Annotated in this window: 12 protein-coding genes; 11 read left to right on the top strand and 1 reads right to left on the bottom strand. The window is 67.4% G+C overall.

What is annotated here, in order from left to right:
* The first annotated feature begins 74 nt into the window (after positions 1 to 74).
* The 3 genes from AC6IY7_RS03770 to mutT all read left to right on the top strand — a co-directional run bounded on the left by AC6IY7_RS03770 (position 75) and on the right by mutT (position 1472).
* Positions 75 to 470: a hypothetical protein gene (locus tag AC6IY7_RS03770; RefSeq protein ID WP_497781692.1), complete on the top strand. Its 396-nt coding sequence runs from the start codon at positions 75 to 77 to the stop codon at positions 468 to 470.
* A 75-nt stretch (positions 471 to 545) separates the two neighbouring features.
* On the top strand, positions 546 to 1058 hold the full coding sequence (locus tag AC6IY7_RS03775; RefSeq protein ID WP_497781693.1) for a carboxypeptidase regulatory-like domain-containing protein: 513 nt from the start codon (positions 546 to 548) through the stop codon (positions 1056 to 1058).
* Between the two features lie 12 nt (positions 1059 to 1070).
* Positions 1071 to 1472 (top strand): 8-oxo-dGTP diphosphatase MutT, encoded by a 402-nt coding sequence (gene mutT, locus AC6IY7_RS03780; protein WP_497781694.1) that lies wholly within the window; start codon positions 1071 to 1073, stop codon positions 1470 to 1472.
* 4 nt (positions 1473 to 1476) lie between these two features.
* Here mutT and AC6IY7_RS03785 read toward each other — a convergent pair whose 3' ends face one another.
* Entirely contained in the window at positions 1477 to 2775 is a 1299-nt protein-coding gene (locus tag AC6IY7_RS03785) for a DUF1835 domain-containing protein (protein WP_497781696.1), read from the bottom strand.
* Between the two features lie 323 nt (positions 2776 to 3098).
* Here AC6IY7_RS03785 and rimP point away from each other — a divergent pair, with 323 nt between their 5' ends.
* The 8 genes from rimP (at position 3099) to AC6IY7_RS03825 (ending at position 13505) form a co-directional block, all read left to right on the top strand.
* On the top strand, positions 3099 to 3887 hold the full coding sequence (rimP, locus tag AC6IY7_RS03790; RefSeq protein ID WP_497781697.1) for a ribosome maturation factor RimP: 789 nt from the start codon (positions 3099 to 3101) through the stop codon (positions 3885 to 3887).
* Between the two features lie 33 nt (positions 3888 to 3920).
* Entirely contained in the window at positions 3921 to 5609 is a 1689-nt protein-coding gene (nusA, locus tag AC6IY7_RS03795; RefSeq protein ID WP_497781698.1) for a transcription termination factor NusA, read from the top strand.
* Between the two features lie 20 nt (positions 5610 to 5629).
* Positions 5630 to 6346 carry an RNA-binding protein gene (locus AC6IY7_RS03800; RefSeq protein ID WP_497782773.1) on the top strand — a complete coding sequence of 239 codons (717 nt, stop codon included), beginning with the start codon at positions 5630 to 5632 and terminating at the stop codon, positions 6344 to 6346.
* Complete coding sequence (gene infB / locus AC6IY7_RS03805) at positions 6339 to 9038, top strand: translation initiation factor IF-2 (RefSeq protein ID WP_497781699.1); 2700 nt, start codon at positions 6339 to 6341, stop codon at positions 9036 to 9038. The genes AC6IY7_RS03800 and infB overlap by 8 nt, the downstream gene beginning before the upstream one ends.
* 119 nt (positions 9039 to 9157) lie before the next feature.
* Positions 9158 to 9586 (top strand): 30S ribosome-binding factor RbfA, encoded by a 429-nt coding sequence (gene rbfA, locus AC6IY7_RS03810; protein ID WP_497781700.1) that lies wholly within the window; start codon positions 9158 to 9160, stop codon positions 9584 to 9586.
* Entirely contained in the window at positions 9583 to 10482 is a 900-nt protein-coding gene (gene truB / locus AC6IY7_RS03815; RefSeq protein ID WP_497781701.1) for a tRNA pseudouridine(55) synthase TruB, read from the top strand. The genes rbfA and truB overlap by 4 nt, the downstream gene beginning before the upstream one ends.
* Before the next feature lie 482 nt (positions 10483 to 10964).
* Positions 10965 to 11780, top strand: coding sequence for a glutamate racemase (murI, locus tag AC6IY7_RS03820; RefSeq protein ID WP_497781702.1), 816 nt, complete (start codon positions 10965 to 10967; stop codon positions 11778 to 11780).
* 291 nt (positions 11781 to 12071) lie between these two features.
* Entirely contained in the window at positions 12072 to 13505 is a 1434-nt protein-coding gene (locus tag AC6IY7_RS03825) for a homospermidine synthase (protein WP_497781703.1), read from the top strand.
* Positions 13506 to 13639 lie beyond the last annotated feature (134 nt).

Raw genomic sequence — 13639 nt, forward strand, 5'->3', positions numbered from 1 at the left:
TCGGTTTCTAGTCTACATAACGATTCGCTCATCGCGCGACGGAGACGAGAATGATCCGGCGGCGCCCTTTTTTCGTGGTTGTCTTGTTTGCGCTTTCGCTGTCGCTCTCGGCCTGCGCCGGAGCCTATGAGGAGGCGCGCGAATTCGCGGCCGTCTCCGGCGTCGTCGTGGAGAAGAGCGCGCCCGACGGCCGCGCCAAAAAGTCCGAGAAAAAGAAGGACGCGAAAAAGAAAGGCGGCACGAAGAAGGGCGAGAAGAAGGGCGCCGAGAAAAAAGAGGCCGCCGCCAAGGACAAGAACGAGCCGCCCGCCGTCGGCGCCTGCGTCACCTACCAATTCATGGGCGGCGCCGATTGCGAGGAGGCGATCACCAAGCGCAATTGCTACGACAAGCGGACCAATGTCGTCGATTGGCGCAAGGAGACGAGCTGCGCAGCCGCCTTTCTCTCGCCGCCGGAGAAGAAACCTTAAGACGAGCTCGAGCCTTGCCTTCGGTCGGCGGAGCGGCGACATTGGCCGCTCATCTCGCGTTTCCGAGGCCGTTTCATGCGTTTTCTCGCCGTCTGCGCCGCCCTCGCGCCGCTCGCCTTCTCCGCCTGCAACAGCGCCGCGCCCGACATGCGCTTCGATCCGACGGAGGCCGCCTTCATCAAGCAGGAGGGCAAGGCGACGATCGAGGGCCAGGCCTTTCTGCGCGACCAGCAGGGCAAGGTGAATGTGCGCTACGCCGCCGGCGAGGTGGTGCGGCTCATTCCCGCGACCGCCTATGCGCAGGCGCGCATCGCGCAATTCTACGGCAAGCGCAAATTCATCGCCGCCCTGTTCATGCCGACGCCGACGCAGGAGGCCGAATATGCGGCCTTCACGCGCACGACCAAGGCGGGCGCGACCGGCCGCTTCACCTTCGACAAGGTCGCGCCGGGCCGCTATTTCGTGACGACGCAAGTCACTTGGGTTCCGAAGGGCGGCTTGCTCAGCGATGGCGGCGCGATGTACGACGAGGTCACGATCACCGGCAAGGAGACCGATCCGGTCGAGGTCGTGCTCTCCGGCAATTGAGGGGAACGCCGCTTGTCACTGCTTCTCGTGGTCGCCGCGGCGCTCGTCGATACAGAGGGCCGCGTGCTGATCGCCCAGCGCCCGCCCGGCAAGCAGCTCGCCGGGCTTTGGGAATTTCCCGGCGGCAAGCTCGACCCCGGCGAGCGGCCGGAACAGGCGCTGGCGCGCGAGCTCGCCGAGGAGCTGGGCATAGAGGTGGCGACGGCCGACCTCGCGCCGCTGACCTTCGCCAGCCATGCCTATGAGGCGTTTCATCTGCTGATGCCGCTCTATCTCTGCCGGCGCTGGCGCGGCGAGCCGCACGCGCGGGAGGGGCAGGCGCTGGCATGGGCGCGGCCGAGCGCGCTGGACGCGGCGCGAATGCCGCCGGCCGACGCGCCGCTGATCGCGCCTCTGGTCGCGCTGCTGGGGTGAACGCTCAGCAGAGCGCGAATTCGGATCGGCGGTCGCTCCAACGCCAGCAAGGCGGCGCGCCGGCGATCGAGACGCCGCCGAGCCATCGCGGTGGCGGCCGCAGCGACATCCAATCTCTCCGCCCCGCCAGAATCGCGCGCCCGAGCGGCGTGATGGTGAGACGCTCCTTGGGCCAATTGCGATCCTCGCCCTCGAACGCGCTCGTGAAAGCCGGCTCCGCCACTCGCTTCATCTCCTCCACAATGGAGTGAATCATCAGATCGGTGAGCCAGGGGAGCGGCTCGCGCTCCATCAACAAACGCGCATAGGCCTCGCCGACCTTGTGCGGATGCTCCGCCAGAAGCTCGAGAATGAGGCGTTGCGTCAGGCTCAGCCCATCTTCGGTCGAGGGAAATTCCTGACAATGGCGCCGAACGGCGCGCGCGAGCTGCGGCAGAGCCGGCTCGCCCGCGCGGACGAATGCGGCGAGCGGGCGCGGGTCGGGGGCGCGCAGCATTGACCAGACGTCGCGACCGGCGAGCAGCGCCGCCTCGGCGATGGGCGCGCGCGTCTCCCAGAGGAGGCGCAGCGCCTCGGGCGGCAACTGCCCCAGGCCGATGAAGCGAATGGCGCCGGGGTAGCGCTCGAGCGAGATCAGATCGAGCCGCGGCGGAGGCGTCTCGGCGAATTGCGCGAGACAGCGCGCGAGAATGAGCTGATCATAAGGATCGTGCTCGAGCCAGAGAACGACGCGCTCATAGCGAGACGCGGCCGCCTGCAAACGCGCCTCCGCGACGGCGAGCTCTTCCGCGATCTGCGCTTCGCTTCGACCAACGCCGGCCCCGTAGCTCTCCGCGAGAAAAGCCGCGCGTTCGTCGAGCCAATCCGCCCGGTCGAGCACCGGACCCTGACATAGCGGATCGGAATATTCCAGAAAATCGCCGACGAAGCCGGCGTCGCGCAAGCTCGCCTCTATGTCGTGGCCGCAGCGCAGATGCAACGTCGGCATGGCGCGATCGGGCGCCGCCTCGCCCTGCGATATGCCGCGCCAGCTGCGGTCCATCGCCTCTATATGCGCCTTGAGCTTCGGCCAGCTCGCGAGGCCGAGCTCGCGCGCGACGACGAGCTGCGCGTCGCTCAGCCGAGCGTTCCGCGATTGCGCGGCCGCAGGATGATGGAGGCGAAATCGCTCGAGGGATTGCAAGTCGCCGGCGCACAGCCCCGCGTGCAGCTCTTTGGCGCGTTTTCGCTGTTGTTCGAGATTGAGCCGGAACGGCGAAGAAAAGCGGACGACCGCCCGCGCGGCCCGCGGTTCGCTGGACATGGAACCCCCTCCTCCAAGTCTGCGTCCGCCGATCAGACAGGAAAGGGCGAATGTCGAAGCGCCACTTTGGACGATGAGCGCGGGCGCAGCCCTTTCCGCGGACACGGGGGCTCCGATCGAGCCGTGTCGCCAGTCAAACAAAAGACCGCGAGACCGTCAAGAACGGCGCGTCGCCTTTCCCTTGCCTCCACCCCGCCCGAGGTGTATAAGCGCCTCGTTCTATCTCATAACGATCATTTCCGGATGATCGCTGCTTGAGAGTGGGGCCCGGCCGGGACCCGCTCTTTTTTGTTTGCACCGGCCAGAGACCCTCGCAAACCAGGATGTGCCGCTTGGCAGAAACGCCCGTCGCCGGCGCCGAGGCGCCCTCCCCGCTCGATGAGCCGCGTCTTTGCGGCGAGACGGGCGTCGCGGCGCGCATCGCCCATATCGCCCAGCCCGTGCTGGCGCAGCTCGGCTTTCGCCTCGTGCGCGCGCGCATTTTCGCGCAGAGCGGCATGACGCTGCAGATCATGGCGGAACGGCCCGACGGAACCATGACGATCGACGATTGCGAGGCCGCGAGCCAGGCGCTCTCGCCCGAGTTCGACGTCGAGGACGTGATCCCCGACGCCTATCGGCTGGAGATTTCCTCGCCCGGCATCGATCGTCCGCTGGTCCGCGTCTCGGATTTTCGGCGCGCGATCGGCCATGAGGCGAAGATCGAGCTGACGCAGCCGCTCGAAACTGGCCGCAAGCGTTTTCGGGGCAATATTCTCTGCGTCGAGGGCGACGGCCGCGACGCCGTGGTGACGCTCGAGCGCATCGACGCCCCGCCGGACGAAGAAAAAACCGTGCATATGCCGCTGCGCGATCTCGACGAGGCCAAGCTGATGCTGACCGACGCGCTGATCCGCGAGGCGCTGCGGGCCAGCAAGGCGCAGCTCGAGGACGAGACCGCGAGCGAGGGCGAGACTGCGGGCGAGGAAGAGGCTGCGCCGCAGGAAGAGGAGAGGCCCCGCCGCGGGCCCGGCCGTTTCGCCGCGGCGAAAGCCAATAAGGCGAAGCCGCTGGTTCCGGCCGGCGTGCAGACGGGTTTCAAGAAAAAAAGCAGCGGACCCGGCCCGCGCTGAAACCGCGTGAGCCGATGTTTTTGGGAGCAAGATATGGCCGTCAGCGCCAACAGGTTGGAAATCCTGCAGATCGCCGATGCGGTCGCGCGCGAGAAATCGATCGACCGCTCGATCGTCATCGCCTCCATGGAGGACGCTCTGCAAAAGGCCGCGCGCTCGCGCTATGGCCAGGAGACCGAGGTCCGCGCCGAGATCAATCCGAAAAGCGGCGAAGTGCGCTTCTCGCGCCTGCTGCTCGTCGTCGATCTCGTCGATAATGACGCGACGCAGATTTCCATCGAGGATGCGCGCAAGCGCAATCCGGCGGCGCAGGTCGGCGACTGGATCTCCGAAACGCTGCCGCCTTTCGACTTCGGCCGCATCGCCGCGCAATCGGCCAAGCAGATCATCGTGCAGAAGGTGCGCGAGGCCGAGCGCGACCGCCAATACGAAGAATTCAAGGACCGTATCGGCGAGATCGTCAACGGCATGGTGAAGCGCGTCGAATATGGCAATGTCATCGTCGATCTGGGCCGCGGCGAGGCGATCATCCGCCGCGACGAGATGATCCCGCGCGAGACCTTCCGTCCCGGCGACCGCGTGCGCGCCTATGTCTATGACGTGCGCCGCGAGCAGCGCGGTCCGCAGATTTTCCTCTCCCGCACGCATCCGCAGTTCATGGCGAAACTGTTCCGCCAGGAAGTGCCGGAGATCTATGACGGGGTCATCGAGGTGAAATCGGTCGCCCGCGATCCGGGCTCGCGCGCCAAGATCGCCGTGGTGTCGCGCGATTCGTCCATCGATCCCGTCGGCGCCTGCGTCGGCATGCGCGGCTCGCGCGTGCAGGCCGTCGTCGGCGAATTGCAGGGCGAGCGCATCGACATCATCCCCTGGTCGGCGGACGCCGCGACCTTCATCGTCAATGCGCTGCAGCCGGCCGAGGTGGTGAAGGTCGTGCTCGACGAGGACACCGCGCGCATCGAGGTGGTGGTGCCGGACGATCAGCTCTCGCTGGCCATCGGCCGGCGCGGCCAGAATGTGCGTCTCGCCTCCCAGCTCACCGGCTGGGACATCGACATATTGACCGAAGCCGAGGAATCGGAGCGCCGCCAGAGAGAGTTCATCGAGCGCACCAAAGTGTTCATGAACGCCATCGACGTCGACGAGGTCGTCGGCCGCCTGCTCGCCTCGGAAGGGTTCCAATCGGTCGAGGAGCTCGCCTTCGTCGATCTCGGCGAGCTGGCGACGATCGAGGGCTTCGACGAGGATACGGCCGCCGAGATTCAAAATCGCGCCCGCAACTATCTGGAAAGAGTCGAGGCGGAGAACGAGGCGCGCCGCGTCGAGCTCGGCGTGCTCGACGAGCTGAAGGAGCTCGACGGCGTCACCACGGCGATGCTGGTCAAGCTCGGCGAAAATGACGTGAAGTCGATCGAGGACCTCGCCGGCTGCGTGCCGGACGATCTCGTCGGCTGGACGGAGAAGAAGGACGGCGAGACGATCAAGCAGACCGGCTTCCTCGACGGGCTCGACATGTCCCGCGAAGAGGCGGAGGCGATGATCATGGACGCCCGCGTGCGCGTCGGCTGGATCGAGGCTCCGGCTCCCGAGCCCGAGGCGGATGAGGAGGCCGGCGAGCCCCAGGCCACAGAACAGCCAGAGGCCGCGAAGCAGCCCCAGGCCACAGAACAGACCGAGGCCACAGAACAGACCGAGGCTACGGAGCAGACCGAAACGCAGTGACGAAACGGGACGGCGAAAATATGAGAGAGGCCGAGGCGAGCGAGCGGACCTGCATCGTCACGCGCCGGCGCGAAGCGCCGGAGGCGATGATCCGTTTCGTGCGCGCTCCGGACGGCGTCCTCACGCCGGACATAAGGTCGCGCCTGCCGGGCCGCGGCGCCTGGGTGACGGCGCGCGCCGAGGTGGTGGCCGAAGCGGTGAAGAAGCAGGCCTTCTCTCGTCAATTGAAGGCCAAGGTCTCCGCCTCTCCGTCGCTGCCGGCCGACGTCGACCGGCTGCTCGCGGCCGATTGCCTGCAATCGCTGGCCATGGCCAATAAGGCCGGCGCGGTGGTGGCCGGCTTCGGCAAGGTCTGCGAGGCGTTGGAAAAAGGCGCCGTCGCGGCTCTGCTGGAGGCGCGGGACGGCTCGGCGGAGGGACGGCGAAAGCTCGCCCAGGCGGCGCGTCGCGCGGCGACGGCGCGCGGACGCGGCGAGAGGGCGACGGAGGCGATCTCTCTGTTCGATTCTCTTCAATTGGATTTGGCTTTGGGCCGCACAAATGTGATACATGCAGCCCTCGCGCCGGGCGGACCGACGCAGGCCTTTTTGGCGCGCTGCCGCCGCCTCGCCGCCTATAGAGGCGAGAGCGCATCCGGCGACGCGAAAAACCACGACAGCGAGCAGACCAACGAGCTCGGCCCGCTGAACGACGTAACAGAACAGGCGCAGCCCGAGGATCGGAAACTGGATGAGTGAGACCGAGACCGAGAACAGCGGCGACAAGACGCTGACCGTCACGCCGTCGAAGACGTTGCATCTGAAGCAGCGTCCGACCGAGCATGGCGGAATGGTGCGCCAGAGCTTCTCCCACGGCCGCTCCAAGGTCGTCGTGGTCGAGAAAGTGAAGCGTCGCGCGCCGGGCCATGTCGAGACCAAGCCCGCAGCTCCGGCTCCTGCAACCCCGCCCGCGCCAGCAGCCCCGGCTCCGGCGGCTCCGCCCGCGCCCGTCGCCGCCGCTCCGGCCGCCCCGCCGCCGCGCGCCGAGACCCCGCGTCCGCCGCAGCAAAAGCGCGGCGCCGGCGTCGTGCTGCGCGCGCTGACCGACGATGAGCGCGAGGCCCGCGCCCGCGCTCTCGTCGACGCCCGCACGCGCGAGGAGGAAGACCGTCGCCGCGCGGTGGCCGACGCCAAGGCGAGAGCCGAGCGCGAGGAGCGCGAGCGCGAGGAGCGCGCCGCCGCCGAAGCCCGCAAGCGCGAGGAGGAGGAGCGCCTCGCCCGCGACGCCGAGTCGAAGCGCCGCTCGGAAGAGGAAGCGCGCCGCCGTCTCGCCGGAGGCGGCGCTCCGGAGCCGCACGCCGCGGCTCCCGCCATTCAGCGTTCGGCGCAGCCGCGCCCCGCGCCCGTCGCCGGAGCCGAGCAGCCCCGCGCCGCCACGACCACGGCCACCACCACGGAAGAGGCCGAGAAGCGCGTCGTGCGTCGTCCCGCCGGCGTCATCGCCGTCAAGGCGCCGCCGCCTCCGCCCCGTCCGACGCCCTCGCGCGGCGGCGCGCAGAAAGATCGCGGCCGCCTCACCGTCTCCACCGCGACGTCCGAGCAGGAAGAGCGCACACGCTCCGTCGCCGCCTTCCGCCGCCGCACACAACGCCTCAAATCCTTCGGCCAGGCCGAGCAGAAGGAGAAGATCACCCGCGAGGTCATCCTCCCGGAGACGATCACCATCCAGGAGCTCGCCAACCGCATGTCGGAGCGCGGCGTCGACGTGATTCGCCTGCTGATGAAGCAGGGCGCACTGCACAAGATCACCGACACCATCGACGCCGATACGGCGCAGCTCGTCGCCGAAGAGCTCGGCCATGCGGTCAAGCGCGTCGCCGAGTCGGACGTCGAGGAGGGCCTGTTCGACGAGCCCGACGCCGAGGGCGAGCTCGAGTCGCGGCCGCCGGTCGTCACCATCATGGGCCATGTCGATCACGGCAAGACCTCGCTGCTCGACGCGATCCGCCACGCCAATGTCGTGTCCGGCGAGGCCGGCGGCATCACGCAGCATATCGGCGCCTATCAGGTGAAGGCGCCCAATGGCGCGGCGATCACCTTCATCGACACCCCCGGCCACGCGGCCTTCACCGCCATGCGCGCGCGCGGCGCCAAGGTCACCGATATCGTGATCCTGGTGGTAGCGGCGGATGACGGCGTCATGCCGCAGACGATCGAGGCGATCCATCACGCCAAGGCGGCGCAGGTTCCGATCATCGTCGCGATCAACAAGATCGACAAACCCGACGCCAAGCCCGAGCGCGTGCGCACCGAGCTGCTGCAGCACGAGGTGCAGACCGAGACCTTCGGCGGCGACACGCTCGAGGTGGAGGTCTCCGCCAAGGAGAAGCTCAATCTCGACAAACTGCTCGACGCCATCACTCTTCAGTCGGAAGTGCTCGACCTCAAGGCCAATCCAGAGCGCTCGGCCGAAGGCACGGTGATCGAGGCGCGGCTCGACAAGGGCCGCGGCCCGGTCGCCACCGTGCTGGTGCAGCGCGGCACGCTAGAGGTCGGCGACATCATCGTCGCCGGCTCGCAATGGGGCCGCGTGCGCGCGCTGCTCGACGACAAAGGCGTCGTCGTGCAGACCGCCGGCCCGTCCTTCCCGGTCGAGATCCTCGGCTTCTCCGGCACGCCGGAAGCCGGCGACCGCGTCGCCGTGGTGGAGACAGAAGCCCGCGCGAGAGAGATCACCGAATATCGCGAGCGTCAGCGGCGCGAGAAGCTCGCCGCGCGCGGAGGCGGCGCCCGCACCTCGCTCACCGATATGATGAGCCAGCTGAAGACCGCCGGCCGCAAGGAGTTTCCGCTCGTCATCAAGGGCGACGTGCAGGGCTCTGTGGAGGCGATCGTCGCAGCGCTCGACAAGCTCGGCACCGACGAGGTCGGCGCGCGCATCGTCCATGCGGGCGTCGGCGGCATTTCCGAATCCGACATAGCGCTCGGCGAAGCGTCGAATGCGGTGGTCATCGGCTTCAACGTGCGCGCCCATAAGGAAGCGCGCGAGGCGTCCGAGCGCGGCGGCATTGAAATCCGCTACTACAACATCATCTACAATCTCGTGGACGATGTGAAGGCGGCGATGTCCGGCCTTCTGGCGCCGACGCTGCGCGAGACCATGCTGGGCAATGCGCAGATTCTCGAGGTGTTCGACATTTCCAAGGTCGGCAAGGTGGCGGGTTGCCGCGTGACCGACGGCTCGGTGGAGCGCGGCGCCAATGTGCGTCTCATCCGCGACAATGTCGTCGTCCACGAAGGCAAGCTGTCGACGCTCAAGCGCTTCAAGGACGAGGTCAAGGAAGTGCAGTCCGGACAGGAGTGCGGCATGGCTTTCGAGAACTATCAAGACATGCGCGCCGGCGACGTCATCGAGTGCTATCGCGTCGAGGAGATCAAGCGGACGCTGTGACGCGCGCCGCGACGATCTCCATCGAACTTTCATCAGGCCTTCGGCGCGCCGCCGTCCTCGACCGCATTGGCGAGTGACGGCCGCGCAACGTCGGGAGCGCGCGAGCAGCGCGAATATTCATGTCCAGAACCCATCACGCCCATGGGGCGGAGCCGTCGCAACGCATGCTGCGCGTCGCCGAGCTCATCCGCCATCAGATCGCCCAGATGCTCGCGCGCAACGAGATCGTCGACCCCGTGCTCGAGCAGCATGTCGTCACCGTCTCGCGCGTGGCGATGAGCCCCGATTTGAAGCTCGCCACCGTCTTCGTCATGCCGCTCGGCGGCAAGGACGAGGCCGAGGTGCTGCGCGCCTTCGATCGGCACAAGAAATTCCTGCGCGGCGAGATCGCCCATAGCGTCAATCTCAAATTCGCCCCGGAGGTGCGTTTCCGCATCGACGACAGTTTCGACAATGTCGCGCGCATCGACGCGCTGTTGAACTCCGAGCGCGTGCGCCGCGACCTCGAGCAGCCCGACACAGAAGAAGAGAACGGCGCCCCGCAATGAATGGAAGAAAATCGACCCGCGCCGTCGTCGACGGTTGGGTCGTGCTCGACAAGCCTGTCGGCATGACCTCGACGCATGCGGTCTCGCGTTTAAAGCGCATCTACAATGGCAAGAAGGCCGGCCATGCCGGCACGCTGGACCCGCTCGCCTCCGGCATTTTGCCGGTCGCTTTCGGCGAGGCGACCAAGACCGTGCCCTTCGTGCAGGACGGCGAAAAGGCCTATAGCTTCACTGTGCGCTGGGGCGTCGAGACCGACACCGACGACGCCGACGGCAAGGCTGTGCGCGAGAGCGCGGAGCGGCCGACCATCGCCGAGATCGAGGCGCTGCTGCCGCGCTTCCTCGGCGACATCATGCAGGTGCCGCCGCAATATTCGGCGATCAAGATCGCCGGAGAGCGCGCCTATGATCTCGCGCGCGAGGGCGAGACGGTGGAGCTGAAGGCCCGGCCCGTCACGATCCATCGCCTCTCCATCGTCGATGCGACAGAGGATGAGACCAGGCTCGTCATGGAATGCGGCAAGGGCGCCTATGTGCGCTCCATCGCGCGCGATCTCGGCCGGCTCATCGGCTGTTTCGGTCATGTGAGCGCGCTGCGCCGCACGCGCGTCGGCCCCTTCCTCGAGGAGGACAGCTTCACCCTCGACGAGATCGAGGGCGGCGAGGCGGCCAATGCTCTGCTCTCCGTCGAAGCGGGCCTCACGGAGCTGCCCTGCATCGTCGTCGACCGCGACACGGCGGCGCGCCTGCGTCGCGGTGGCTCGGTGATCCTGCGCGGCCGCGACGCGCCCGCCGGCGGAATCGTCTATGCGTCCTGCGGCGGCGTCCCGGTCGCCTTCGGCGAGGTGGTGGAAGGCGCGCTCGAGCCCTCGCGCGTGTTCAACCTGCCGTTTTGACGCGAGGTTGATCTTCGCGGGCGAACAGGTTTCTATTCGTGGAGAGGCCCCCTCCCCGTCCCTCCCCCGCTTCGCGGGAGAGGGAGCCGATTCGGGGGCGTCACGACACTGTGAAACGCCGATCGCTGGCGCCCCCTCTCCGCAAAGCGCTATCGAATGCACACATCCTCGCCCCCACCAACGTCATGGCCGGGCTCGTCCCGGCCATCCACGCCGACACGCCGAGGCTCCTCGGAAGGTCAGCGTGATGTCGAAGTTCCGGCGACCTCTACCGGGCCCCGCCACAAAGCCGCCCGACGCGAGCTGAAATCCGTCGATAGCGGGCGCTTTCCAAAAATTTCTCAGCGGCTTGGCGTGGATGGCCGGGACGAGCCCGGCCAGGACGGCCGCAGGGTCTCGCGACGTGTGCATTCGATAGCCCGCAAAGCGGGGGAGGGTCGGGGAGGGGGCATGTCACACGCCGAATCTCGCAGACCGCTCTCATGACGCCCCCTGCCCCCAAAATCCTCGTCTTCGACTCCGGGCTCGGCGGGCTCACCGTCTTCGCCGAGGTGGCGAAGCTGCGCCCGCACGCCGCTTTGCTCTATTGCGCCGATGACGCCGGCTTCCCCTATGGTCCGCTCTCCGAGGCGGCGCTCGTCGCGCGCGTCATGGAGGTGATGGAGCGACTCGTCGCCGAGCTGGCGCCGGATCTCGTCGTCATCGCCTGCAACACGGCCTCCACGCGCGCGCTTCCCCCTTTGCGGGCGCGCTGGCCGCAGCTTCCCTTCGTCGGCACGGTGCCGGCGATAAAGCCCGCCGCCGAGCGTTCGCGCTCGCGCCTCGTCTCCGTGCTGGCGACGCCCGGCACTGTGGCGCGCGATTACACACGCGCGCTCATCGCCAGCTTCGCGGAAGATTGCGCGGTGACGCTGATCGGCTCGACGCGCCTCGCCCCGCTCGCCGAGGATTTCATGCGCGGCGCCGCTGTTCCAGAGGAGGAGATCGCCCGCGAGATCGCGCCCTGCTTCGTCACGCGCGACGCGGCGCGGACGGATGTCGTCGTGCTCGCCTGCACGCATTATCCGCTGCTGCTGGATTTTTTCCGGCGCCTTTCACCATGGCCGGTCGAATGGATCGACCCCGCCCCTGCCATCGCCCGTCAGGCCGACCGGCTGCTGGCGGAGCGCTTCGGCCCGGACAAAGAGGCGGCCGCGCCGGCGCCCCGCGCGATCTTCACCAGCGGCGCGCGCGCCGAGCCGGCGCTGGCGACGGCTCTGACGCGATTGGGATTTTCCCTCGACGATAAGCCAGAATGATCATGCGCGCCCCTCCTCCCGCTCCGGGAGAAGGCGTCGCGCGAATGCGCCACGGATGAGGGCTCGCCGCGGTTGCCCGAACCCTCATCCGACCCTCGCCAAAGCCGGGCGCTTGCGACGGGCGTCCTTTCGAACGCCCTATGGCGAGGGCCACATTCTTCCGCAGAGCGGGAGAAGGAGCGCGCCCTGCCGCCCGATTGCAGCCCCGCCCCCGTTTTTCCTTGATTATGTCGGCCGCTCTTGCTGTAACGCGCCGCACAATAAATTCTCGAACTCCAAGAGGTGAGCGAAATGGCAGATTGGCCCGTCCATGCGAAGATTACCGGCCCGATCGTACTGATCGGCTTCGGCTCCATCGGACGTGGCATCTTGCCGCTCATCGAGCGCCATTTCGACTATGACAAGAGCCGTTTCACCGTCATCGACCCCGTCGATACGCATCGCGAAATGTTGGATATTCGCGGCATTGCCTTCCAGAAGGCGGCGCTCACCAAGGACAATTACCGCGAGCTGCTCACCCCCCTGCTCACCAAGGGCGAGGGACAGGGCTTCGTCGTCAATCTCTCGGTCGACACCTCCTCGCTCGACATTATGAAGCTCGCCCGCGAGCTGGGCTGCCTCTATGTCGACACCGTCGTCGAGCCCTGGACCGGCTTCTACTTCGACTCCAGCCTCGGCAATGAGGCGCGCACCAATTACGCGCTGCGCGAGACCGTGCTCGAGGAGCGTCGCCGCAATCCCGGCGGGCCGACCGCCGTCTCCTGCTGCGGCGCCAATCCGGGCATGGTGTCCTGGTTCGTCAAGCAGGCGCTGCTGAACATCGCCGCCGACACCGGCCTCTCCATCGAGGAGCCCAAGACCCGCGCCGACTGGGGCGCGCTGGCGCAAAAGCTCGGCGTCAAGGGCATTCACATCGCCGAGCGCGACACGCAGCGCGCCAAGAGCCCCAAGCCGCGCGACGTCTTCGTCAACACCTGGTCGGTGGAGGGCTTCGTCTCGGAAGGCCAGCAGCCGGCCGAGCTCGGCTGGGGCACGCATGAGAAATCGCTGCCGGAGATCGCCGGCACGCATTCCTCCGGCTGCGGCGCGGCGATCTATCTGAAGTCGCCGGGCGCCAACACGCGCGTGCGCAGCTGGACGCCGACGCCGGGGCCGCAATATGGCTTCCTCGTCACGCATAACGAATCGATCTCGATCGCCGATTTTCTGACGGTGCGCGACGGCGCCGGCTCGGTCGTTTATCGGCCGACCTGCCATTACGCCTATCATCCGGCCGATGACGCGGTTCTCTCGCTGCATGAAATGTTCGGCCGCGCCGGCAAGATGCAGTCGAGCTGGACGATTCTCGACGAGAATGAGATCGTCGACGGCATAGACGAGCTGGGCGTGCTGCTCTACGGCCACGCCAAGAACGCCTATTGGTATGGGTCGCGGCTCTCCATCGAGGAGACGCGCGAGCTCGCGCCCTATCAGAACGCCACCGGCCTGCAGGTGAGCTCGGCCGCGCTCGCGGGCATGGTGTGGGCGCTGGAAAATCCCACCGCCGGCATCGTCGAGGCCGATGAGGTGGATTTCCGCCGCTGCCTCGAGGTGCAGACGCCCTATCTGGGCCCGGTGGAGGGCGTCTACACGGATTGGACGCCGCTCGACGGCCGTCCGGGCCTCTTCCCCGAGGACATCGATCTCGAGGACCCGTGGCAGTTCAAGAATATACTGGTGCGTTGATCAGCGCGCCACCTTCTCCCGCACGCGGGAGAAGGTGGCGCGACGAAGTCGGGTCGGATGAGGGCGGCCGCGGTTCGCGGTCGCTCGAGACATGTATTCGATATCTGTCACTGGTCGGTCCCTCATCCGACCCT

Source organism: Methylosinus sp. is20ea, assembly GCF_059718135.1.

What these genes read in the sequence shown, in the direction of transcription:
- truB (WP_497781701.1), top strand. Translation starts at nt 9,583, where the DNA reads ATGAATGGAAGAAAATCGACCCGCGCCGTCGTCGACGGTTGGGTCGTG.
- murI (WP_497781702.1), top strand. Translation starts at nt 10,965, where the DNA reads ATGACGCCCCCTGCCCCCAAAATCCTCGTCTTCGACTCCGGGCTCGGC.
- rimP (WP_497781697.1), top strand. Translation starts at nt 3,099, where the DNA reads ATGTGCCGCTTGGCAGAAACGCCCGTCGCCGGCGCCGAGGCGCCCTCC.
- rbfA (WP_497781700.1), top strand. Translation starts at nt 9,158, where the DNA reads ATGTCCAGAACCCATCACGCCCATGGGGCGGAGCCGTCGCAACGCATG.
- infB (WP_497781699.1), top strand. Translation starts at nt 6,339, where the DNA reads ATGAGTGAGACCGAGACCGAGAACAGCGGCGACAAGACGCTGACCGTC.
- AC6IY7_RS03785 (WP_497781696.1), bottom strand. Translation starts at nt 2,775, where the DNA reads ATGTCCAGCGAACCGCGGGCCGCGCGGGCGGTCGTCCGCTTTTCTTCG.
- nusA (WP_497781698.1), top strand. Translation starts at nt 3,921, where the DNA reads ATGGCCGTCAGCGCCAACAGGTTGGAAATCCTGCAGATCGCCGATGCG.
- AC6IY7_RS03825 (WP_497781703.1), top strand. Translation starts at nt 12,072, where the DNA reads ATGGCAGATTGGCCCGTCCATGCGAAGATTACCGGCCCGATCGTACTG.
- AC6IY7_RS03800 (WP_497782773.1), top strand. Translation starts at nt 5,630, where the DNA reads ATGAGAGAGGCCGAGGCGAGCGAGCGGACCTGCATCGTCACGCGCCGG.
- AC6IY7_RS03775 (WP_497781693.1), top strand. Translation starts at nt 546, where the DNA reads ATGCGTTTTCTCGCCGTCTGCGCCGCCCTCGCGCCGCTCGCCTTCTCC.